Source organism: Parapedobacter sp., from assembly GCF_035556095.1.
In the GTDB taxonomy this organism is placed as follows: domain Bacteria; phylum Bacteroidota; class Bacteroidia; order Sphingobacteriales; family Sphingobacteriaceae; genus Parapedobacter.
Map to the genome: position 1 here is coordinate 59,150 of NZ_DATMFT010000026.1, position 24,450 is coordinate 83,599.

Sequence of the window (24,450 nt, forward strand, 5' to 3'; positions counted from 1 at the left end):
TTTAATATCTAAAGATACTATCTTTGGTTTAACAAATTTATTTTCTAAACCCTTAAAAAGACCAGACCATGGGAATCCAAAAATTAAAGAGAAGGAACTTCCGGCACCTAACCGACAACGAAATCGAAAATCCGTTGCTCCCCTTAGTAGAGCTGTGCTGTAGCAAAACATCGCTTGACTATGTGGTAGAAGACACGCATCGCTTCATCAGAGCGACCAGCGGAAGCAACATAGGCTTTACCGGCCGCGATTACGGTGAAATGTATTTCTTCTACGAAAGATTCTGCAAACACATCGACCTCCCCTATGTATTGATGAGTCGCTATCCCGACTGGCAACTCGCCAAAGGCAGCCCGCTCTATCGGGTCACCGTTCAAGGCCGGTCAAAAGAGGTTTATGACGGAGATATGTTCGGCGGCACCACCATGCGGTTCGATAAATTAACGCAAACGGAATTCTGGAACCTGCATCAATTCATGAAATCGTTCTTCACCTTTAAAACGCTCTTAGCATGGCAATCGGCATTAGACGACATGATGCGCTGCACATTCGGCGACGAAGCTTTCTCGCAATACAATGAAGAATCCTTCCAACTTTTCGAATACCTCGATAAACTGGGTGAGGCGATGTTCCTCGCTTATCTCATACGCGGCAAAGACTACATGTTGGGCCACTGCGCCGAACGGTATGACAATAAAAAGAAGAAACTGGTGGATGCAGACAGCGTCTGAGCGCCCAAATAGAAACTAAACAATTCATTAAGTTATAATATCCTAAACATTACATCATCATGAAAACCCAGAAAAAACTAAGTCACAAACATTTCCGTTACCTCACGAAGAAGGAGTTCAAGGATCCGCTGTATGCGATTGCTGATTTCTGCCGTTCCACCTGCTCCCTAAGCGGATATAAGGACGATATTAAAGAAATAATATCTACCTCAAACGCATTCCCACATAGGCGGAAGCCAATAGAAATCAGCAACCTTTTATTCTCGTGCAAGCAAATTGTGAAGCATATCGAACTGCTATATGTGCTATCACACAGGAAAGTTGATTGGACAGTCCGTCCCGATGTAACGTATCATAAACAAACCTTTAACCTTCATGCACATTGGGTACATGACGAGACCTTATACAATGGGGCGTACCTGAACTTTGAACGACTTAAGCTCGCTGAAATGAGAGACATCGGCATCTTCATCAAGAAATTCTTTAACTTCAAATCACTAAGAGAGTGGTATAGCACGATGGACGAAATATCGGAAACTTTTTTCGAGGAGTATTCCCTTTCAGGCTTAATTGATTATGCTGAAGACTACCCCAAGATATTTAGCTATTTGGAAAAACTAGCAGACGCTATTTTCCTAATCTACGCTACCAAAGCTAGAGAACGCATCTTCAAATACTATATAAAAGAATTTTCTTTGGAGAAATACCTTGAAAAAGAAGAACCGGAAGTCGGAGACCAACCAATGGGGCCTGCCACTTCGGCCGCGGAAAATCCGGCTACCGATGCGGCCGATGATGATGCTTAGCATCCGAAACCGGTCAATTCAATTTGCAATTATTCCCCGGGCGGCGGGCGTAGGACGTCGCTCGGGGGTGATTGCCTGCTACAAAGTACCTTTCCGGATAATTATGCGTACCTTTGCAGCCATCCGCTCAAAATATCCGTATTAGACCGGGTAGCGATGTTGTTATGTATTCAACATCTTTAATATTAACATTTTGCAATTTACATCATTGAATCTCTCCAAGCCCATTATGCAGGCCTTGGAATCCGCGGGTTATGAAACCCCCACCCCCATACAAGAACAAGCGATTCCCATTATATTACAGCGCCACGACGTATTGGCGTGTGCGCAAACGGGTACCGGCAAAACGGCTGCCTTTTCGCTGCCCATCATCGAGCAATTGTTGGTGAAGAAACATGAAGGAGCATACCGTGGGCCCAAAGCACTCATCCTTGCACCCACGCGCGAGCTTGCCATACAGATTGGTGAAAATATCGCGGTGTATGTCAGTAAGACCCACCTGCGGCATACCGTCGTATTCGGTGGCGTGTCTGTAGTCAACCAAATCAAGGAGTTACGCAGGCGTCCCGAAATATTGATAGCCACTCCCGGCAGGCTGCTCGACCTGATCAACCAACGGGAATTGTCGCTGCAGGAAGTCCGGTTCCTCGTGTTGGATGAGGCCGACCGCATGCTTGATATGGGCTTCATCAAGGATATACAGCGTGTTATTGCGATGATTCCGGCCAATCGGCAAACGTTGCTGTTCTCGGCAACCATGCCCAAAGAGATCGAGAAACTGGCCAGCGACATCCTCCGCAACCCGAAGCATATTGCTGTTGCGCCCGTGTCCTCCACGGTAGACACCATCAAACAGGCAGTCTACCCCGTAGCCAAGCCCGATAAAATCGACCTCCTGGCTCACCTTGTGCACGAGGAGCAAGGCGGTAACGTATTGGTTTTTTCCCGTACAAAACACGGGGCCGACAAAATTGTCCGCAAACTCCGGAAAGCCGGCATCACCGGTGAGGCCATCCACGGCAATAAATCCCAGCAGGCGCGTCAGAAAGCACTGAAAGCATTCAAGGCCGGCACCATCACCGTATTGGTCGCTACCGATATTGCTGCACGGGGTATCGATATTGACAAGCTGCAATTGGTGATCAATTACGACTTGCCAAACGAGCCGGAAACTTACGTACACCGCATCGGCCGTACCGGTAGGGCTGGTGAGCTCGGCACTGCCCTGTCGTTCTGCGATATCGAAGAATGCGAATACCTGTGGGACATCTGCAAGCTTATTAAGCAACAGCTGCCGATGGTAACGGATCACCCTTATGTACCCAAAAACCTAGCGGAATACGAGCAAAAACCAAAGCCGGTGTCGGCAATGGCCAATCCAAATAAAAAGCGGAACAATAAACGCAGGCGGCCGCAACGTTACCGCGCCGCCGTATAACTTCTTGTACGGTTATCGCAACAGCATGTGGAAGCGACTGGTTTAGGTAAACGAAAGCCAGTCGCTTCCATTTACATAGTCGTCAATCACCTTCACGCGATTGTCTAGGTAGAGGTTGGATACGAGGTGTGCTATATCCCGCCGCAGGTGTTCGATGCTACCGATTACCAAATCATTCCGGAAACCTTCGTTGGCGAGGGCCAACACGTAGCTTGCGGCGATAACGCGGCTGATGATTTTTCCCAAGTCAACCAACTTCCGCTGCATAAGCCCTTCGCCCGGCGCAAAGTCCAGCGTGTCTTTCACATGCACCGAGGCGTCGCGGGTAAGGTCATAGGTGGCCAGAAATGCAGCGAGGTTAGGCTCCTTACCTTTCCGCATCTTCTTCAATATCATCTCAGCAATCTGCGTATACAGCATCTCATTAGACCCTTCGAAAATCTGGAATGGCCGGCTATCTACTATACCCCGCCCGGCAATATGGCTGATCTTGTAACCATTGGCACCAGATACCTGCAGGCAGAGCTGCGCGGACTCCTGCATCAGGTCGGTCACCAACGCCTTCATCGCGTTGGCCTCAATACCTTCCATGGCCAGGTTATGGGCGATGCCACTAATCTGGCTGCTGCGGTGGCACATGGCCGAGCAGATGGTGTATGCCGCCTGGATACGCGATAGCTGGAACTGCACCGAATCCAGCGCCAGCAAGTTACTGCTGCCAACCATGCGCTGGCTGCAATGGTTAATCGCTTCGTCAAGCATCCGCTTGATGAAGCCCATCCCCATTCCCGGAAACTGCATCCTGCTGCGATGCAGGATGTCCAGCATCATCTTTATCCCCGTGCTTTCCGGCAGCAAGCGCTGCTGCCCAGGCACGCGGATATCAATCGTATTCAGCCCATAAGGGATCATGTAAAGTCCCAGGTTATTATACAGCCGTTCCACTTTGATTTGTTGGGCTGGGGCAGCGTTGTCACTGATGAAAAAATCGATGTCTCGGGCCAGCTCGCCATTGGGAAGCTGGCCACGCGCCGTCACCAACCAGAAATCGGCCTGCCCGGTAAGCCCTTGCCAGTGCTTGGTACCGGTGATGTGGTAGTCTCCACCTACCGCCCGGTATGACGTGCGCATATTTAGGGCGTCACTTCCATAATCCGGCTCGGTAATCATCAAACCGCCCATGCACTGCTGCGTCAAGAAGCGATCGAATATCGATGCCTTCACCTCTTCACTGGCATATTTGGATACCGGTTCCAAAAACAAAGCGATGTTGATGCCGAACGTGAGCGAGAGTGGTAGCGATTCGTACGAAGCAGCCGAAAGCAGCGCCAAGCATTCTTTAACAATACTCCCCCTGCCGCCGTACTCCCGCGGTATTGCTACCGACAGCGGCACTTCATCCATGATGCGGGTCCAAACTGCCGCGGGAAGCCCCCGCTGTAGGCTAAGCTGGTTGATATCTGCCTGTTCGTAAAAAGCTTCACGGAGCGCCCGCTCGAAACGTTGTATAAAAACAGCCAACTGATTCCCGTCCGCTAATTGATTCTCGTTCGCTATATGAATTGGTGATGATGTCAATGTATATCTGTGTGTTGAGTATTCTACAAATTTACGAAAATAGTTGAGCTAGCCTGCAAGCGATTCGATAAAATGATTTGCATCATCCGTAAAAAAACCTATTTTTGCGACACGTATTGGGAAATTAGCTCAGTTGGTTCAGAGCACTACCTCGACAAGGTAGGGGTCACAGGTTCGAGCCCTGTATTTCCCACGATAGTTGCTAGCCGAGTGTTATTATAGGATAATATTCAATTCGTGCAGCCATATTTGGACAGCCGCGTGTTGAGCGGACTACCTTAGTAGAGGCACCATCGCTCATAAGGCTTACGATCCCGCTTTCTACAATTCCGTTATTCAAATATCCCCTGATCAGTTCAAGCAACCCCTTATCGTCGATGTGCCAGCATAGCAGACCCATCACGTCCTGTCGAAGAACCTCTCTAGGTCAAATTCCACGACACTCGTAAACGCTGCATTCAGGTGTGACGGTATCCGGCGTACGGCTTGGTGAGCATTTTGGGCCTGAAACCGTAATTGTCTGCATTGAATACCGATTCGTAGTACGGAGACAGGTGCTGGTGGACGGCTTGCTATACCATTCTGCTGTTTAAGGCTTCCGCCCTATAGCATGTCCACCATATCTAGCGCACAATTAGGCTGCCAAGAATAGAATGCCCCCAAAAAAGTTAGACGCTTTTTTGGGGGCATTTTTTGTGAAGGTGAAAAAGAAGCACGCTGCGCTATCTGAAAGCATTTTTCTGCTATTCTACTTGTTCATCCGTTTTCAAATAAGCCATAATGTCAACGACCTGTTGCTCATCCAAGTGTTCAAAAAGACCAGGGGGCATCATAGATACAGATGACACCTCCGTTGATAGGATAGTAGACTTGTTTATTAGCACCGGTTCTGTTTGTCCAACGGTGCGAAGCGACAACTGCCGTTCGTCCTCACCAACCACATTTCCAGAATACGTCCGACCGTCACGGGTGTTGATAACCACCATCCTGTAGTCGTCCTGGATTTCTGCACTTGGTTCGAGCACATTCAATAAGATATAATTCACATCTCTTCGGTTGGAACCAGTAAGATCGGGCCCCATCACGCCCCCTTCTCCGTACATCTTGTGACAACTTCCACATGTTTGTTGAAATAAAGTCTTTCCGCGTCTCACATCAGCCTTAGCCAATGCCTCAGGGTTAAGCATCGTTTGGTATCTTTTATAGGCCGCCTTGTCACTAGCGACCGTCTCAATGGGCCCCCATACCTCAATAAAACCGCTACCAACCACGCGGAGGAGTTGTCGGGCAACATTTGCCGGCACTTCTTTTTTAGGAATTCTGTTTGCTTTGATCTCGGCAGTTAGCATGTTTCCAAACCGTGCCCGTGAAGCTAGTGTTTGTATCGCCAAAGTTTTTTCTTCCGGGGAGAAGTTAGTATAGCCGTCGATTAAAAGGCGACCTAACAGGGCGTTATCAAAGGCTGCGATTGCACGGATAGCATCTTTTCGCATGGCCGGTTCCATCAATAGCTCAGGCAAATCAGCGGCTAGCTGCTGTTGCTGCTGGGCGGTTAAGGTCTGGAGTGCTTTTTGTCGTTGTTCTAATGGGGCTTGCTTATCCCTGAGCATTTTAAAGGCCAGTTGAGTAGCCTCCCGATCGCCGAATAAGCCGGAAATTTTCACGGCGAGATTCTGTATATTTTCATTACCGTGCTGTAACTTTTCAGACACTTTCTTCCAATTAGCGGGCATTTTCAAGTCCGTCCGTCCCTCCATTCCACTGAGCATCCCGGTCAGCAAATCTTCTGTATTGCTTCGTTGCATACCTATTAGCGCAACGAGCCGTTGCAATTCGCCCCCGTCCACGGCCCGCCTAGCGATGTATTGCGTAACTACGGGTATACGAGAAACCCCGGCTAGAGCCAAGAACCTGCTAGCGTTTTCTGACATCAGCGGTTCTATACCGTACCAGATCATCTTAGGCAGATTGTGGTCTGCCTCGTCTTCGTTATGCTGCAGGAGGTTATTGGCGATGGCCCATTTTGGTTCGGCATCAATCCGCTGCAACGCAGCGGCCAGATATAGCCGGACCACCGGCGAACGGTCGCGCAGGGCCATGGACCGGAATTTTGCCAATGCTGTGGCAGAGGGCGACCGGTCTTCGCATAGCAGCTGAATAGCCCACGACCGTACATAAGGGTCTTGGTCATCCAATGACTTCTCGAGCTCACCGGGAGTCAAGCCCCCCGTTATGTGCAGCCCCCACATTGCTCTTAACCGCCAATCGGTGGTCTTATTCTTTTTAAAAATAGCCTTCAGCTGATCATAGGTGTGAGTTTGGAGCTCACCAGCAGCAGCCCGTTTCTGCAAGATGCCTCTAGCCCTCCGGGCATGCCAATCGCTGGTATTGGTCTGTAGCGCTACGAGTTGCTCATCAGTTAGGCTATTCAAGTCCTCATATCTTCCTGGAAAATCCTCTGCCAACGATTCAGAAGGCATGACACGAAAAATACGGCCGGTCTCCGAGTTCAGCACCTCCTGTCCGCAGATATCCGCATCGTGCCAATCGAGGATATACAGCCCGCCATCTGGACCGATTTCCATGCTGAAACCCACCCACTGGGCATTGTTTGCCGTCATAAACTCATCTCCGTGTAGGCCTTCATATCCTGAACCTTTGGGCACAAGTACATCGGACAGCACCGCATGCTCATGGATATTAGCCATGAAAATCCGGCCGTGCTCTTCTTTAGGAAAGGCGTCCGACTGGTATATCCTAGCTCCTCCGTGGGCGGAGCTGTGCCTATGGTCAGCAATGGTCTTGATATCTTCGTAAACGTATGGGTTGAAATGCCGCCCGCCCTGGCGGTGATAGATCCCCCCCGGTATTACATGCCATAAATGAGGGATTACACACGCCGTTATAAACAGCTGGCCCTTCGCATCGTAATCGATACCCCACGGATTGCTGAAGCCGTGTGCAACCGCCTCAAAGCGGTGCTTAACGGGATGATAACGCCAGACGCCACCGTTAATATCCACACCATCGGCTTCAAGCAGATCTTCGGGAAATGTATCGTTGTGGAAATATAGTTTGGCATCTCCGTCGGGTTTCCGGATCTTGGATGGTGTTGCAAATCCCTGTAGCCCATAAAGCCATCCATCCGGCCCCCATTGAAGGCTGTTCAGCGTTTCATGCCTGTCGCGTATGCCCCACCCGGTAAGCAAGACCTCAACATCGTCCATGTCGGCTTTATCGTCACCATCCTTGTCCGGCACAAACAACAGGTTGGGAGGGGCGCCCAGATAAAGGCCATCAAATCCCACAGCAATGGCAGCCGGGAAAGCCAGGCCTTCCATGAACACTTTCTGGCTGTCTGCCTTCCCGTCGCCATCGGTATCCTCCAGAATCAGAATACGGCTGGTGCCGGCATTGGAAAAACCGTGTCCGCGCGACTCATAATCTTTGTTTTCTGCTACCCAAAGACGTCCTTTATCGTCCCAACAAAAAGCCATCGGTTGTGTCATCATCGGCTCCGCCGCCCATACGTTCACCTCATACCCTTCTTTAACGGTCATGGCTTCGACCGCGCCCTCCGGCGTTAAAAATTTGGCATTCCGACCCTCCGCCTGTGCCAGCGACCAGAGTTCGGACACACTGTTTACGCCAGCCTTTCCTGAGAACCGGCTCCATGCTTCGTTTATCTCCATTTCCTTCCGTTCGCCCGTATATACCAACAGACGGTGTTTGATGGTCTCGACCTTCCCTTTCTCTAGATTCCAATCTTCATCACGGGTATACGAAGGACCGAGGCCAAGCTGGCTGTCTGCCCGCCATTTGTTGGGAAACCCTCGATTCTCAGGATGGTCAAAAACAGCCACATGTACCCAGTCCTCCCTGCCTTCTATTTCCATTCCGACATCTGCCCACATGGCTGCCCGTCCTTCGGCATGCTCGTTTTTGTTCCGAGCAGCATTAACGATTTCCCCCTCAATTCCCTCCTCCCAAGGCATCCGCACAAACAGGCCGCCGTAATCGTATTTGCCTATAGAAAGGTTTTCCAGCGCTTTACCTTTCCACTCCAGGTCCAGTAAGTACTGACCGCCGATCAATTGAAGGGACCAGGTTTGGGTTTCTTCCATCACGGGTGTACCCTGCTCGTCGATAAGTTGGTAAATGGTTTGCCATTTCACCGCCTCCCCGTCGTCTTCTAAGGTGCTGGATGCTATTCTTTTCCAATAATTGCCCTCCGGATTATGGAAAAAGTCTCTCCCGTTGACGCGCGTAAATCCCCAATACAAACCTGTTTGATGTTTATGGTGCCCCGGGCTGTATTCGGTTATTACGCCCTTGCCGTCAGGCGCAACAATGGGGTGGATGTACGGTCGAAAGTCGGCTTTGGCATGTTGTACCAAGATCGGTTCATCGACACCTTCCCTGAAAACGGCAATCGTTTCGTCAGCGTCATTTTTCACCAATTTCAACGGCACAGGTGTTGCCTCATCCTCGTGATCGGCCGTCTTAGACGCCGGCCCACAGGCATACAGCAAACCGCAGAAGACGGTTAATAGGACGTGTGATACACTGAATGATTGTGTGAATACACTTATCTGTTTTATTTGCATTGTAATTGAATGTTTTATCCGGGCGCATAAGCCGGGTAGCTGCCTCGCCGAAATATGTATTATTCGTTCCTTATCTCATATTGCGCTCACCTAGCTGAGCCACTTCCAGATCGTTCAAAGCCGACCCCCACACTGTTATTCCTGATACATGTGCATCATTTACGTCGTTCCATCCATTATCGTCTTTGAACAATTGGAGTTCAGAACGAAGTGCATAATCGCCATCTTTCCAGCTTGCGTCCGCACTTATGGCTTTGATCAGCTTACCGTCGAGATATATTTTAATGGCTTTTTCCAAATTGACCGAATAGACTACATGGTGCCACGTACCTCGGGTCATATTCGCACTGGCGGAGTTCCACCAGCCATTAAGGCTCAACTCACCGTTAGGGCTAATGAACAATTCGCCATTATTATTGGACTCATTGATGTCTGCTATACTGAACCATCGGAAATCAGACAAGTTAATATTCATTGCTACGGTATATTCATTCACATAATTTTCGCCTATGCCGGGCTGAATCCCATGCCGGCAGGTAAGATAGGATAATTGAGGAACAAATATCGCTTTGTCGTTGGCATGCTGTCCGGCCACTGGTCGAATCGGATTCCCCCCGTCCAAAGAAACTCCAATCAGTGGCTGACCTATGGTCGCCCCAAACAGATCAGACACATCCTCAAATAACCACATCCCAGACAGGATTAACGATCGGTAAATGTTCAAACCCCGTGTTTGGGTGGTTACCGCCGCATTTCCGGACGATGGGACAACAGTCCAATAACAGTTTGCGCTCCCCTCTTTAACAATACCTGCAACCTGAGCGGCACTTAAATCAACCGAAGATACATTTCCTACATTGAGTTCAAAAGTATTACCGCTGGCAAAATTAGAATTGGTCGATACTTTCAAGGTGTAGGATTCTATACCTTCCACCTCTGTCCAAGAAAAAGAATACGACGAAGTTTCAGATGTGTTTAAATCGATAGTGTATGCTGACGCAGGTGCTTTTAAGAAAATGACTTCGCCCGCTGATTCGGGTATCGTAATTGGAACATGCGATACCCAATCGATGGTGTCAAGTATGAACACATCATTCTTCTTTGGAACAATTCGCAACGTTAACCTTACATCAGTCGCGCTTCCCTTTGTTATATTCTCAATAATAAAACTCGGTACGTCTCCCGATTCGTCACCGGTTTGTACAGCGCCGTCCTTATCGGAGTACGCATACGAATAACCCAGGCAATCGAATGATACACCAGATAGCTTCCTTTCCCATTCGATTAGGGCAGCAGCACTTGACGTGGTTATTTTCGGAGACAAAAGTTCCATCTGTTCAAGGTCTTCCGACGTATAGGGCACCAGCGATATCTCTTTCGGGACGGACCTGTTGCCGTCTTCATCTTCCGTATATATTTTGAACGTATACTCGCCAGGCTCGGATAGCCCGGTTATGTTCACCCAAGAACAGACACTGTCTATCACTAATGGCTCATCGAAATACGCACACTCGATGACGGTTTTTTTTGCTTTGGCCAATTTCATTTGGGACGACGGAATGCGCCCATTTCTGGAGAAATCTATTTCGACCCGTTCAAACCCGATTTTCCCAGCGACCGTATCGAAGCTAGCTGGATAAATAGTTTCTTCTGTAGCAAATTCTTTCAGCGAATCGAACATATCCGTACAAGACGAATGGGTCAAAATCACTAAAATCGATAGCATTGCAGATAAGTATTCTTTCGTATGCCTTTTCATGCTATATAATATTAAATTTTTCATGGAGTACTGGTTTTTTTACCATAAAGAGTGATTTCGGACAACACCTCGGGTGTCCCGCCAAAGCCGCTAATGGCCTCATAGCGGAACCACCTGGCTGGCTTTGTAAAAGCTGGGGCCTCGGGATACATCAAAGCCATATCCCCCGCGGCACCCATCTTAGCAATTTCCAGTTCACTGATTCCCGAAGGAACGGGGATGGTATGCTGCGAGATGAACTCCCACGCTCCCGTTTCTTCATCCAGAAAATACATATTGTACCGGTTGACATTCACACCCTGATAATAGTATCCCTTAACATTCGGGTCGTAGGGTACAGCATTCAGGTCGTGCCGTTGATTGGTGACGATCCGGCTTAACTCATAATAATCTCCCAGGTCTATAATAAAGTTCCAAGGCGAATTTCCATCTGCGATTTTCCCGGTACGCCCACGCCCTCCGGTGTGCATGATATCCATAGTCTCACCAATCGAGACGATACCGTTGATCACATTCAGCGATTTTGCTTCAAATGCATCTCCAAAACACATTGGCACCCCTCCTATCATATCGTTGGCATTCGGCAACCGCCAGCCGTCTTTTTCCAGTAGGTGATCGTTCATCACTTGGATTTCTCCCACTTCAATCCCGTCCGTGATGTTACCGTACGCATCGCCGGCACGGATATTTACCGTAAGCGATTCGTCGTCAGCCAAGCGTACGTTGTCTATGATTTCTTCTACAGCAGCTTCCTTGGATGATAGCACCCATGTAACATCCCGCTTCACTCCAGCTTTATCGAAAACCATATCAACATAGATGTTCACGGTTTGTTGAAGTTCGTTCTCCCAGACGACCAGAAAGGAATTAAAAGCAGGTGTGACTTTAACCGACTTTGTGATCTGTTGCAATGCAGACTCAGCGGCCTTGACCGTTATGGATATTGAAGGAGAGCGGTTCCCCGCCCTGTCGATGGCATATAACTGGACCGTGCGTTCAAGGGTATCGGCAAAGCCATATATATCCAACGAGTCGGTAAAATACGATGCCGCAAAAACACTTTTCTTCCCGCTATTATTCACATATTCCGCATTGATGCTGATGATATCTTTATCTGGAGGCAGGCTGTAGAATACCCGTGCACCACCAACTAGCGGTTTAAATGTTATATACTCCGGCGGCGATGGTGCAACGCTATCATCTCCGACGATCTCAAACCGTTTATCTTCCTTACAAGCGACGAACGCCAGCAGGAACAGTATACATAATAAGAAATTTTTTATAATCTTCATGACGATATTCTTGATATTTACTACAAAAATTCGTTACCACCCCGGATTTTGGACCAGGTTATCATTAATGGTGAGCTCTCTCATATCGATAGGCCACAAGTAGTTTTTCCTGAAAAAACTATTCTGCTGATATACTGTCCGTACGAAGAAAGTGCCCGCGCTAGTTCCTTGATTATTCCAACCCACATTTGCTTTGGAGAACTCGGTTATCGCGCGTTTATAGCGAACAACATCCCAATATCGCTGTCCTTCAAACGCCAATTCGTTGTCCCGTTCGCGGAGGATAATCTCCAGCATGCCTTCTTTTGTGGTGTGTTTACCAACAGTTCTCGCCAGGCGGGGATCTGACCAAACCTCCTCCACATCGGGTATTCCGGCGCGCCTCCGGACTTTGTTGATCGCAGCGTAGGCTTCCTCGGTCGGCATATCGGCGTACTGAACCAACGCTTCTGCTTTCATGAGATATAGATCTGCCATGCGTATAACCGGATAGGGGTACCTTACCAACCGCGCGGCATGTCCTGCCTTCGTGTCGGGGTGTACGAATTTCTGAATACCTATTCCGGTAGTAATGTACTGTACACCAAATTTGGCATATCTGCCGCCGGGCTGTTCCGCAAACATCGAGGTAGCAATCCGGTTGGAATGTGAACGGAAATATCCACCTGTAATCCCAAGGTTGGCATAAAATCTCAATTCTCTATTTAAATACAAATTGACAACCTCAGCACCGGGCTGTAGCAGTCCCCGTGTCCGTCCATACCTCGGGTCGTCCATGGTCGGCGTGGTGGCAACATCGTATCTGGCGTTATAGTTATACGTCAGGTCTTCCTCTATCGGGAGGCCGTTGTCCGTATAATAACGTTCTGCAACGGCAAAAGTAGCACCCGAGCTGCCTAGGCACCAGTTTACGTCATAAGACCCCCCGAATGAGTCGTACCCTTCAGGCAGCGGGATATTCGTAATCGATTGCCAGTCGTCGACTCCCGCCGGATTGAGATTCGAAAACCCCCATATCGTCTCGTTGTTCCATGCATCCACAAGAAGCATTCGAAGGTCATAGAGCGTGCTCATGTTTTCAGTATTGGCATCATAGTCTTCACGGTCGTAGGTATAGATATTCTTGTCGTACCTATATAACCCCAAATTATTACGTTCGCATATCTCGATGGCTTCATTCACGGCATCCAATGCATCTTTCCATTTCTGTTTATCGTAAATCTGGGGGAAAAAAGGTCCGCCATCGACATCAAGAAATTGGCTGTAATCCGTGTTACCGTTAAAAAGCGGGCTTGCTCTAAACAATAATATGCGCGCTTTAATGGACTTCGCCACAACCTTGTCCACCTGCCCATACACATCGGCGTTTGCCCGCTCCCTCAAACCGGGGAGGGCCTCATCGATCAACCTGATAATATACTGGAAGCACTCTTCAACCTTCTTTCTACGCGGATACATGTCTTCATCGGCCGCATCGGCGGGGGTCATCTTATCCGCTATCACCACAGGTCCATAATGTTGCACCAACAAAAACGTGTAATAAGCGTGCAAGAATTTGGCTTGTGCCTTCCAGTCTGCCTTTTCTGTTTCAGACATGTCTCCCACCGCATCGATATTTGCCATGAAGAGATTGGTGTCGAATATGCCCTGGTATAAACTCTGTACGCCACCTGTACCGGACCACAACCCCAACAAGGGATTATCGACCGACTGATTCCCGCGATTAATTACATCCGCCAAAGCACGGTTGTTGATTTGATTTTCTAAATAGACCCGGTACTCATCGCCCAACGCATATTCGCCAGTTAAATGGCTATTTATTAAGGGCAACGAGTGATACACCTTTGACAAGGCGTTCCATGCCTGCTCTTTTGTCGAAAAAATGTCTTCCATGGTTACCGTGTTATCCGGAACGACCTCAAGAAAATCAGAACATGAGCCCATTAACACCGACAAATACGCGGCAAAAAATATCCATATGCTTTTCCGTATCATTGAATTTAGCTTCTTCATTTTATTATTTTTTGTCTTCAAGTTGAAGTGCTGATAAATTAAAGGGACAATTGCAGCCCAATGTTGAAGGTCCGGTTGAGCGGATAGTTCAGGCCATTGCTACCTACTTCAGGGTCCCAAAGCTTGAAGGCACTGAGTACGAAAACGTTCTCGCAGCTGAAATAAACGCGCCCGTTAAAAATAGTTTTCGGATTCACATAATTATACCCTATCTCCAACGCTTTCAATCGCAGGAAGCTCCCATCGCGCATCCACCAAGACGATGCGGTGGAATTATTCTGGATGACACCGGTAGATAGACGGGGAAATGCAGCGTGCATATTAGGATTCGTTTCACTCCAGTAACTATCAGCTACGAAAGATAGCGCATTACGCCTGTTCGTAAACGGTGTTACAGCGTTTGCATCGATGAAGAAGGACTTGCGCCCGGTACCTTGGAAGAAGAATGAAAAGTCGAACTTCTTATAACCCATGGAGGCACCGAAACCATACTGGATCTCCGGAACGCCGGGAAATCCCATCGGCACAACGTCATAACTATTGATGATCCCGTCGTTGTTTATGTCTTTGTACTTGATATCACCAGCCATATACATGCCCAAATCCTGGATGGGCGAATGGTTTATTTCAGCTTGATCGATAAACAACCTTTCGGCCACGAGTCCATACAACTGGTTTATCGGCTTACCTGTGTGTCTAAGATAGTCATACGGGTAGTTTGGCTCATCCAAATAAATGTATTCGTTTGTCGCATACGTTAGATTGGCCCGTCCGGTTAACCAGAATTCCGGGCTGAAGGAATGCTGAAAGTCGATAGAACCGTCAATCCCCCGTGATGTTGCTTTGCCCGCATTGCCGGAAGGTGAGACGCTCCAGCCCGACGTAGAAGGGATGTTGGAGCGTATACTATATATCCTGCTCCGGACATCCTTGAAAAAGTCCACATTAAGGTTTAATACGCCGTCTTTAAAAAAGCCGAGTTCCAGGCCTAAATTGACTTTATCGGAGATTTCCCAAGTCATGTCGGGGTTACCCAGACGGTTAACGTTGTAACCGCCGTAAGATGTCTGGAAGGAGTTGCCCCACGTATAAGCACCCCCACTTCCTACCGAAATATCAGAAAGGAACCAAAAGCGACCTGCCCGGCCCGCTATCGCATCATTACCGACCTTCCCGTAGGTAGCCTTCAGTTTGAAATTACTCACGACATCTTCGATAGGTTCCCAGAACGACTCATTGGAAATCAACCACCCGCCCCCCACGGATGGGAAAAAGCCGAATTTGTTCCTCCCGGTAAATTTTTCCGAGCCGTTGTACCCATATACAAACTCAAAAAAATACCGGGTATCATAAGCATAGGTGAAGCGGCCCGAATTACCGAAATTCCGCTCGGGTAATGTCTCGAAGATATCGCTGCTGTTTCCGCCGGTTAACAAGCTCTGTTCGGCCGTTAACACGGTCATCAGGCCAATATCATGCTTGCCGAAGCTATTGTCCCAGTTTAAGCGTCCTTCAAAATAATAATGGTTTGTTGCGTCCCTATACGGCTCCACTCCTCCCAGGTACGCCCGTCCGGTAGTGGGATTTGCACTAAAGAGACTGTACTCATTTAAAATGGGGTTGTATTCGTCCACCACGTAATAATAAGGCGAGTACCTACGCTTTGCCGTGTAGGAGCTCCACGTCGTAGCGGAGGCTTTGGCCTGAAATTTCAGCTTATCCACCAAGAAATCCAGATCCTGGTTCAAGGTCGCCATAGCCGTGATGGTATTATCATCCCGATTTTGGTAGCCCATCACCATTTCGGCATACGGATTCGTCATGAGCGCCCCGGCATTAAAGATGTTTCCAAACAGCGTATGTTTGGTGAAGAGATTGGCCTGGTCGGGCTCAAATACCGCCGGAAAATCGACTGGATTACTGACCATGATCATATTATATATCTCCGTTACCGAGCGATACGGGCCGGTATAACTCTCAAAACGACCACTTATCCGCGTATCGAGCGTCGTCGTTTTCGAAAGTTTAAATACAACGTTGCTTCGGAGGTTGAATCTGTTAATATTGATGTTACTGTTGAAGTTACTACGATTATCCACATTCAACAACCCTGTTTCATGATCGTAGCCCGCCGAAACATAGTACTTAGCCACGTTGCCACCGCCAGACAGGTTCACATTTCCCTTCGTGTTATTGGTGAAGGGCTTAAAGAGTTCATCAAGCCATTGTACGTTAGGATAAACCATAGGGTTCACCTCATTTTCCGTGCCTTGGATTTTTTGCTCACTATAAAAAGGGCTTTCATTAGCTGTCCTGGTTAGGAGTGCTTCGTTGTACATTTTCATATAGGTAACCCCATCAACAAATTCATTCATTCGTGTAGGTGTAGTTACCCGTGAGTCAACCCGCACGTTTATTGCAACAGGCCCCTCCTGACCTTCCTTAGTTGTTACAAGAATAATTCCGTTAGCACCTCGCGGGCCATACATCGCCGTTGCGGTAGCGTCTTTCAATACGGAAAACGACTCGATATCGTCCGGCGGTAGGCGCGCCAGATCGTTAGTTGTTGCTTCGAAACCGTCAATGAGAATTAACGGGTCGGTTTTGTAACCAAACGTTGTCACACCTCGTACAAAGAATTGTGCATTATCATTACCGGGTTCACCTGTGGTCTGATAAGAGATTACACCTGGGATCCTACCCGCAAAAGAGGCTGTCAAATTGCTGTTTGGCCCTTTCAATTCCTTTACATTCACCGTTTGGATCGACGAGATCATACTCGCCTTTTTTTGCTTTCCGAAGGCAACGACCACAACTTCATCGAGCTCTTGCTCATCTTCTTTCATCCGCAATGAAATAACCCGTGATTCCCCGACTGTTATTTTTTCTGTTTTATATCCGGTAAAGGAAAAAACAAGAACAGATGTATCGCTCGGTATCGACAAGCTAAACTCTCCATTCATGTCGGTCTGTGTACTGACGGTAGTCGCACGTACAGCTATGCTCACACCTGCCAGCGGTGAGTCGAAATTATCAAAGACCTTACCTGACACCCTGATATCTTGTGCAAAAAGCGGCAAGAAACAAGTGAGTAAAAATAAGGTTAGCAGACTATGCTTGTGTTTTTTCATAATTAAACAGAATATATTGGCTCGTTATCTATATGCGTGGGCATCTCGCTCGATATTCTTACAGAATCGCGCATAACGTCACCGCTTTTTTAACCTTTGTACTAATTTATCATTGTGAATACTATCAACCGCCAATCTATCATAATCTAGAACTAATCGGCTAGTGCGGTTCTACTAATTCAACACCTTTTCACAATTCGTTGCTTGCTTCTTATGCGCTTAACAGGCCTTGTGTTTAACATCATGTTGCTTATTGGACTTTCATAAAAAATTGTCATAGCTAGTCGTTACGTTTATATGATTACCTAGTTTCCATCTGGTTATATTAGCTAACCATCACTCGGAATTGATATAACTAATTTTAAATTATTGATTAGTAAAGTGAATATGGGTTCAAATATCGTTCGTATTTGCATTGCACCACACCTCTCCGTTAACCAATGTTGACTGTATTTTATCATTAGGGGCCTTAAAAATAAATGTATAAACCACAATTCAGGGGTATTACACCTGTTTTTTAACACAGACTGACTGTATTTTATCCGAACACTTTTAACAACAACGTTGGCCAATAATTTTTTGTTAATGTCTCGAGAGTGATGGTAATTTCTATCTTTGTCGGTTTCTGCGGTTATGCCTGTCGACTTATCACATATCGCACTTCCCATCATGGAGATCGTACCGCAATTGCGGATGCAGGTTGCTGCGCATACCAGCGTTATTGTCGGCTCACCGCCGGGGGCCGGAAAAAGTACCGTTGTACCACTCGCGCTCCTGGACGAACCGTGGTTAAAGGGGCAAAAAATCATCATGCTCGAACCACGCCGGCTGGCGGCCAGCAGCATCGCCCGCCGTATGGCGGCCCTGCTCGGCGAAAAAGCCGGTGAGACGGTGGGTTACCGGGTGCGTTTCGAAAACCAGACGTCATCGCGCACACGCATCGAGGTGGTCACAGAAGGTATCCTCACCCGCATGTTACACCACGACAACGCCCTGGATGGCGTGGGCGTGGTCATCTTCGATGAGTTCCATGAGCGGCGGCTGCATACCGACCTGTCGCTGGCGCTTTGCCGCGAAAGCCAGCAGATCCTGCGGCCTGACCTCCGCCTGCTTATTATGTCGGCAACATTAGATACCAGTGCGCTTTCCGACCTGCTCAACGCGCCGGTAGTGGAGAGCCAAGGGCGTATGTATCCCGTCACCATCATCCATACAGATGAAGTCGGACCCGATAATCTCATTAGCGAATGCGCACGTACCATCATCCGTGCATGGCGCGAACAACAGGGCGACATCCTTGCTTTCCTACCTGGCGAGGCCGAGATCCGGGCTTGTGAGCGGCTGCTCCTAGCCAACCCCGTGGGCGCTGCCATCCATCCGTTATATGGGCAACTATCACTGACGGCGCAGCACGCGGCCATCCAGCCCGACCGGGGTGGGCAGCGCAAAATCGTGTTGGCCACCTCCATTGCCGAAACGAGCCTCACCATCGAGGGTGTTGGCGTGGTGGTCGACTGTGGTTATACCCGCACCATGGTGTATGATCCTCCATCAGGCCTTTCCAGGCTCAAAACCGTACGTATTTCGCGGGATGCGGCTGATCAACGGGCCGGAAGGGCCGGGCGCCTCGGGCCGGGCACTTGCTACCGTATGTGGTCGAATGCCACCGAACAGCGCATGGCTGCTTATCGTACGCCCGAAATCCTGCAGGCCGATCTCACATCGCTGGTACTCGATACCGCCAAATGGGGAGTGCAGGACGCAACTCAGCTCGAATGGGTCACACCACCTCCGGCAAGCAGCGTAGCACAGGCACATGACCTGCTGCATACGCTCGATGCTTTACGGAACGGAAAAATTACGCCCCATGGACGCGCCATACACACCCTGCCTTGCCATCCGCGTATAGCACATATGCTGTTGGAAAGTAAAAATGTGGACCACCTTGGCCTCGCCGCTGATATTGCCGCGCTGCTAGAAGAACGCGATCCGCTGGGACGTGAAGCCGGTATTGACATCAACATCCGCATCGAAGCCCTGCGTCGGCACCGGACATACGGTAACCGTGGCAAGCGCTTCGATAACCTCGAAAAAATAGCATACGCTTACCGAAAGTTACTTGACGCCGAGGCCGATAACGGCACCGTCGATGCCCACGCCACCGGGCTCCTACTCACCTACGCCTACCCCGAGCGCATCGCTAAAGCACGGAACGACAGTCGCGGCACTTTCCAGTTGGCAAACGGCAAACGGGCGGCGGTTCCTTTGGGCGATGACCTTGCCCACGAAACATGGCTGGCCATTGCCTCGCTCGATGCCCGTGATGGGCTGGGCAAGGTATTCCTGGCGTCACCCGTTGACCCTGCAGATCTAATCCCGCGTGCCAACGAAACCGAACGTATCGTGTGGGATACAAAAAAAGGAGGTATCGTCGCCACGAAAGACAAGCGCATCGGCCACATCACCTTGCAATCCACGCCGCTTCCCCAACCCACAGATAACGCCCTGATACCTGTGCTATGCGATGCTATCCGTAACGAAGGGGCACAGTTGCTCGATTTTTCCGATACAGTAGCACAATGGCAAAACCGGGTGAACACGCTGCGGCATTGGTATCCGCGCCAAGACTGGCCCGACGTGACCACGGGAAACCTTCTGCAACACCCCGAAAACTGGCTTACCCCTTATCTTTCAGGTATCCGTAAAACGGAAGCTTTACAAAAGCTGGACATATGCAACATACTCACCCACAGCCTGTCTTACGAACAACAACAGTCACTAAATGGGCTCGCGCCGACGGGGATCGAGGTGCCTAGCGGATCGATCATCAAGCTGCGGTATTCACCCATTGGTGAACCACCCATACTGGCCGTGCGCCTACAGGAAGTTTTTGGTATGCTGGACACGCCGCTGGTAAACAACGGCCAAACACCGGTGGTGATGCACCTCCTCTCGCCCGGTTTCAAACCCGTACAGGTCACCGCGGATCTCCGCAGTTTCTGGCAAACTACCTATTTCGAGGTGCGTAAGGAGCTCAAACGTCGCTACCCTAAACATGCTTGGCCTGACGATCCGCTCCAAGCGGTCGCGGTAAGGGGTGCGCCCCGACGGAGTGGATCCACCAATTATCACCGGAATACATAGGCTCCGAGGAAATCAACACAATAACTTCACCGCGGGCTTGTGGAGTAATACGCCACTCCGTAGCACTCTTCGGCCGATTTTTAGTAAATTTGTCCATTCTTAACCGCTGTCGAGCGTGGCAGCCCCAAATTTTCGAGTACATGAGCAATCCGTTATTGAAGCCGTTTGGCACCCCTTTCGATAGTGTCCCGTTTGAGGACATAAAAACCGAACATTTCAAACCTGCCATTTTACAGTTGATTACCAATGCAAAAACGGAGATCGATGCCATTGTGGATAATCCGGAACCGGCAGACTTTGCCAATACCATTGCGGCAATGGAGTATGCCGGCAAGGCACTCAACATCGCCTCTGCCACTTTCTTTAACCTCGATGCGGCCGAGACGAACGACGAGATTCAGCAGCTGGCGCAGGAACTCTCGCCGATTCTGGCAGAATACAGCAACGACATCATGCTCAACCAGGGGCTCTTCGACCGGGTAAAACAGGTGCACGACAATACTGACTCCGCTAGCCTCACCCCCGAAGAGGAGCGATTGTTGGATAAGACATACCAAGGATTTGCGCGCAACGGGGCGCTACTCGGCGATGAAGGCAAGGAAAAGTTACGCGATATCGATAAGCAACTGGCTACGCTGACGATGAAATTCTCCCAGCACGTGCTACAGGAAACCAATGCGTACCACCTGCATGTGCAGGAAGAGGGGCAATTGGAAGGCATCCCGGAGTCCATCCGTGCAGCAGCCAAAGCGGAAGCCGAAAAGCGCAACCTGGAAGGCTGGGTATTTACCTTGCATTTCCCCAGCTATGTGCCCTTCATGAAATACGCTGCAAACCGTGCGTTGCGCGAGGAACTCTACCTCGCATCGGCCACCCGTGCCCTGAAAGACAATGCAAACAACAACGAAGGCATCGTGCGCGATATTGTCGACCTACGCCGCCGCCGGGCCAACCTGCTCGGGTTCGGCACACACGCCGACTTCGTACTGCAAGAGCGGATGGCAGCTTCTCCGACCATCGTATTGGATTTTCTGAATGAAATGCTGGTGAAAGCCAAGCCCCACGCCATTCGAGAGGTAGACCAATTGAAAGCCCTCGCCGCAAAAGACGGCATCAGCGAGATGATGCCCTATGACCATGCGTACTATGCCGAAAAGTTTCGGGAAGCGAAGTTCAACCTCTCGGAAGAGGCGCTGAAACCGTATTTTCCACTAACGCGGGTGCTCGATGCCGCCTTCGACGCGGCCAATAGGCTATACGGGCTTTCGTTTGCGGTGCGGACCGACATCCCCACTTACCATCCCGAAGTTACCGTGTACGAAGTGCTCGAAAACGGTCAGCACAAAGCACTGCTTTATACCGACTGGCATCCGCGCGAAGGCAAACGTGCCGGAGCCTGGATGACCGCCTACCGCGGCCAGTGGGTGGAAAACGGCCAACAGATACGGCCTCACATCTCCATTGTCTGTAACTTTGCCCCGCCCGTTGGCGATACACCCTCGCTCCTAACGTTCAACGAAGTGACCACGCTCTTCCACGAATTTGGCCACGCTCTGCACGGTATCCTGGCAGACACGGCCTACGAAAGTTTATCGGGCACCAACGTATACTGGGATTTCGTGGAGCTCCCTTCGCAGTTCATGGAAAACTACTGCTACGAAAAGGAATTTCTGCACTCGTTTGCCCGCCATTACCAAACCGGCGAGGTACTGCCCGAGACAGAAATCGATAAAATCGTGGCCGCGGCCAACTTTATGGAGGGCTATCAGACCATGCGGCAGCTCAGCTTCGGCCTGCTCGACATGGCCTACCATACCGGCAAACTGGCCACTGACACCCGCATCGAGCAGTTCGAGAAGGCAACCATACGCGACACACAACTATACCCCGATGTGCCCGGCACGGCGCAGAGCCCTTCTTTCTCGCATATTTTCGCTGGTGGGTACTCCGCTGGATACTACTCCTATAAGTGGGCCGAAGTGCTCGATGCCGATGCCTTCGCCTATTTCAAGGAAACCGGTATCTTCAATGCTGATACCGCCGCCAAGTTCAAAATCCTGCTCAGCAGCGGCGGAACGGTAGACCCCATGGAATTGTACATTCAATTCCGGGGGCGTAAGCCCGAACCCGACGCACTACTGAAGCGCGCCGGATTAATCGCTTCTTAACAGTAAGCACTTGCCGATTATGAAAGCCGGATTGGTCATCGTTGCGCTGTTCGCCGGGGTCGCACTGCTGGCCCTTCGGCCGATAAACCCAACGCAGACCGTAGCAGCAGCAAAACTGGCCGGGCAACCCGCCGATTCGCTGCTATCTGGCGCACAACTGGCCCTTCGGTATTGCGGGCTTTGCCATCGCTTCCCCGAGCCGGCTCTCTTAGATAAGCGCACGTGGACGAACAATGTGTTGCCGAACATGGCGCTGCGGCTCGGTATACGTGAAAACGGGCACGACCCCTATGAAGACATCGTGGCAGAAGAGCGGCCCATTCTCCGGGCGTTGAACAGTTTTCCGGACGAACCAATGCTGACCGAGCACGAATGGAAAAAAATCGTCAAATACTACCAACAGGAAGCCCCTGCGCGGCCCCTGCCCCAAAAGGAGCACGCCCCCATCCAGCCAAAGGCGCCCCTTTTTGACGTGAAGAAACTGTCGTTCGACGAAAAGCCGATGCCCCGTATCAGCATGCTTCGATACGACGCCGATACGCGCCAGCTATACGTAGGCGATGCCCAGCACATGCTGTATATCCTCAACAACGAGTTCGTATTCCAATCGGCCTGGACACTTGAAAGCACACCCGTGGCGATGGATTTTCCCAAAAATGCCCCGCCAAGATTGCTAACCATCGGTAGCTTCTCCCCTTCAGACCAGCGGCAGGGACGTCTGCTCTCCTTGGATACCGCCGGAACCGCACCACCACCGTCGTTGATCAATCTCCCCGCCTTACCACGCCCGGTACATTTCGCCAGTGCAGACCTCAACATGGATGGGAAAGAAGATTTGGTGATATGCGGCTTCGGTAACCGTGCCGGTAAACTATCGTGGTACGACGACGCTAAAGCCGACCGGGAGCATGTGTTGAAAGAGATGCCGGGCGCACTGAAGGTGGAGATAGGCGATTTCAATACGGACGGCCTACCCGACCTGATGGTGCTGATGGGCCAAGCTTGGGAACAGCTTTCCATCTTCTACAATTTGGGCGGCGGCAAGTTCCGCGAAGAACCGGTGTTGCAATTCCATCCTGCTTTTGGAGCCAGCTGGTTTGAACTTGCCGACTTCAATGGCGATGGCTATCCGGATATCCTATTAGCCAATGGCGACAATTGGGACTACTCGCGCATCAACAAAAGCTACCATGGCGTGCGCATATACCTGAATGATGGCCACTACCAGTTTGCCGAACGTTGGTTCTTCCCGCTCTATGGCGCATCGAAAGCAGTGGCAGGCGACTTCGATGGCGATGGTGACCTTGACATTGCTGCCATTTCATTCTACGCCGACAAGGGGCAGCTCCAAAACGGATTCACCTATTTCGAGCATACCAAGAAACTCGATTTCATCCCTTACGCACTACCCGATGCCATATATGGCAAATGGCTAACCATGGAAACCGCCGATTTCGACGAAGACGGCGACCTCGATATCGTACTGGGTTCATATTTGCACAATCTGGCCGAATTGGGCCTCTTCACAACCCACGGCGCTTCGGCCTTTCCTCAACTACTGGTATTGACCAACCAATTGGACAAACAACCCAACCCATATAAATAAATCACCGCAAATCAAACCGCAACTTCTCCTGTTCGCTTACGGACACCAAGTGTTCGATATCGAACACTACTTGTGTATTACGCCGGCGCATTGCGCACACAATCAACCACTTATTTTTTTGGCGTGGTTGATGCACACTTATTATCAGGATAAATGAGATAATGAAGAATCGTCTCC

General features: G+C 49.8%; 12 protein-coding genes and 1 tRNA gene. 7 read left to right on the top strand and 6 right to left on the bottom strand.

The annotated features are described in order from the left end of the window. Positions 1-68 precede the first annotated feature (68 nt). The 3 genes from VNQ80_RS17105 to VNQ80_RS17115 all read left to right on the top strand — a co-directional run bounded on the left by VNQ80_RS17105 (position 69) and on the right by VNQ80_RS17115 (position 2,975). The gene (locus VNQ80_RS17105) at positions 69-731 is read left to right on the top strand and encodes a hypothetical protein (RefSeq protein ID WP_325640904.1); all 663 of its coding nucleotides are present in this window, start codon (positions 69-71) and stop codon (positions 729-731) included. A 59-nt stretch (positions 732-790) separates the two neighbouring features. Further along, positions 791-1,537, top strand: a complete 747-nt coding sequence (locus VNQ80_RS17110; protein WP_325640907.1) for a hypothetical protein — start codon at positions 791-793, stop codon at positions 1,535-1,537. A 193-nt stretch (positions 1,538-1,730) separates the two neighbouring features. Next, on the top strand, positions 1,731-2,975 hold the full coding sequence (locus VNQ80_RS17115; protein WP_325640908.1) for a DEAD/DEAH box helicase: 1,245 nt from the start codon (positions 1,731-1,733) through the stop codon (positions 2,973-2,975). A gap of 42 nt (positions 2,976-3,017) precedes the next feature. On the opposite strand, the gene VNQ80_RS17120 is transcribed toward VNQ80_RS17115, so the two are convergent. Continuing rightward, the gene (locus VNQ80_RS17120; RefSeq protein WP_325640910.1) at positions 3,018-4,496 is read right to left on the bottom strand and encodes an acyl-CoA dehydrogenase family protein; all 1,479 of its coding nucleotides are present in this window, start codon (positions 4,494-4,496) and stop codon (positions 3,018-3,020) included. 175 nt (positions 4,497-4,671) lie between these two features. On the opposite strand from VNQ80_RS17120, the gene VNQ80_RS17125 reads away from it, so the two are divergent. Further along, positions 4,672-4,746 (top strand) — tRNA-Val (locus VNQ80_RS17125). A gap of 550 nt (positions 4,747-5,296) precedes the next feature. Here VNQ80_RS17125 and VNQ80_RS17130 read toward each other — a convergent pair. The 5 genes from VNQ80_RS17130 to VNQ80_RS17150 all read right to left on the bottom strand — a co-directional run bounded on the left by VNQ80_RS17130 (position 5,297) and on the right by VNQ80_RS17150 (position 17,355). After that, positions 5,297-9,160 (bottom strand): PVC-type heme-binding CxxCH protein, encoded by a 3,864-nt coding sequence (locus VNQ80_RS17130; protein ID WP_325640912.1) that lies wholly within the window; start codon positions 9,158-9,160, stop codon positions 5,297-5,299. A 70-nt stretch (positions 9,161-9,230) separates the two neighbouring features. Then, positions 9,231-10,919 (bottom strand): DUF4998 domain-containing protein, encoded by a 1,689-nt coding sequence (locus tag VNQ80_RS17135; protein ID WP_325640914.1) that lies wholly within the window; start codon positions 10,917-10,919, stop codon positions 9,231-9,233. Between the two features lie 20 nt (positions 10,920-10,939). Further along, positions 10,940-12,211 (bottom strand): DUF4959 domain-containing protein, encoded by a 1,272-nt coding sequence (locus VNQ80_RS17140; protein ID WP_325640916.1) that lies wholly within the window; start codon positions 12,209-12,211, stop codon positions 10,940-10,942. A 33-nt stretch (positions 12,212-12,244) separates the two neighbouring features. Further along, positions 12,245-14,224, bottom strand: a complete 1,980-nt coding sequence (locus tag VNQ80_RS17145; protein WP_325640918.1) for a RagB/SusD family nutrient uptake outer membrane protein — start codon at positions 14,222-14,224, stop codon at positions 12,245-12,247. A gap of 38 nt (positions 14,225-14,262) precedes the next feature. Beyond that, positions 14,263-17,355 carry a TonB-dependent receptor gene (locus tag VNQ80_RS17150; protein ID WP_325640920.1) on the bottom strand — a complete coding sequence of 1,031 codons (3,093 nt, stop codon included), beginning with the start codon at positions 17,353-17,355 and terminating at the stop codon, positions 14,263-14,265. A 633-nt stretch (positions 17,356-17,988) separates the two neighbouring features. Here VNQ80_RS17150 and hrpB point away from each other — a divergent pair. The 3 genes from hrpB (at position 17,989) to VNQ80_RS17165 (ending at position 24,273) form a co-directional block, all read left to right on the top strand. Further along, on the top strand, positions 17,989-20,499 hold the full coding sequence (hrpB, locus tag VNQ80_RS17155) for an ATP-dependent helicase HrpB (RefSeq protein ID WP_325640922.1): 2,511 nt from the start codon (positions 17,989-17,991) through the stop codon (positions 20,497-20,499). Between the two features lie 140 nt (positions 20,500-20,639). Beyond that, on the top strand, positions 20,640-22,667 hold the full coding sequence (locus tag VNQ80_RS17160; protein WP_325640923.1) for a M3 family metallopeptidase: 2,028 nt from the start codon (positions 20,640-20,642) through the stop codon (positions 22,665-22,667). Between the two features lie 19 nt (positions 22,668-22,686). Then, the gene (locus VNQ80_RS17165) at positions 22,687-24,273 is read left to right on the top strand and encodes a VCBS repeat-containing protein (protein WP_325640924.1); all 1,587 of its coding nucleotides are present in this window, start codon (positions 22,687-22,689) and stop codon (positions 24,271-24,273) included. Positions 24,274-24,450 lie beyond the last annotated feature (177 nt).

Bases quoted from the DNA above. Each gene is read 5' to 3' on its own strand.
- VNQ80_RS17110 (WP_325640907.1), top strand. From the start codon at position 791: ATGAAAACCCAGAAAAAACTAAGTCACAAACATTTCCGTTACCTCACG.
- VNQ80_RS17105 (WP_325640904.1), top strand. From the start codon at position 69: ATGGGAATCCAAAAATTAAAGAGAAGGAACTTCCGGCACCTAACCGAC.
- VNQ80_RS17130 (WP_325640912.1), bottom strand. From the start codon at position 9,160: ATGCAAATAAAACAGATAAGTGTATTCACACAATCATTCAGTGTATCA.
- VNQ80_RS17140 (WP_325640916.1), bottom strand. From the start codon at position 12,211: ATGAAGATTATAAAAAATTTCTTATTATGTATACTGTTCCTGCTGGCG.
- VNQ80_RS17150 (WP_325640920.1), bottom strand. From the start codon at position 17,355: ATGAAAAAACACAAGCATAGTCTGCTAACCTTATTTTTACTCACTTGT.
- VNQ80_RS17145 (WP_325640918.1), bottom strand. From the start codon at position 14,224: ATGAAGAAGCTAAATTCAATGATACGGAAAAGCATATGGATATTTTTT.
- hrpB (WP_325640922.1), top strand. From the start codon at position 17,989: ATGCCTGTCGACTTATCACATATCGCACTTCCCATCATGGAGATCGTA.
- VNQ80_RS17135 (WP_325640914.1), bottom strand. From the start codon at position 10,919: ATGAAAAGGCATACGAAAGAATACTTATCTGCAATGCTATCGATTTTA.
- VNQ80_RS17160 (WP_325640923.1), top strand. From the start codon at position 20,640: ATGAGCAATCCGTTATTGAAGCCGTTTGGCACCCCTTTCGATAGTGTC.
- VNQ80_RS17165 (WP_325640924.1), top strand. From the start codon at position 22,687: ATGAAAGCCGGATTGGTCATCGTTGCGCTGTTCGCCGGGGTCGCACTG.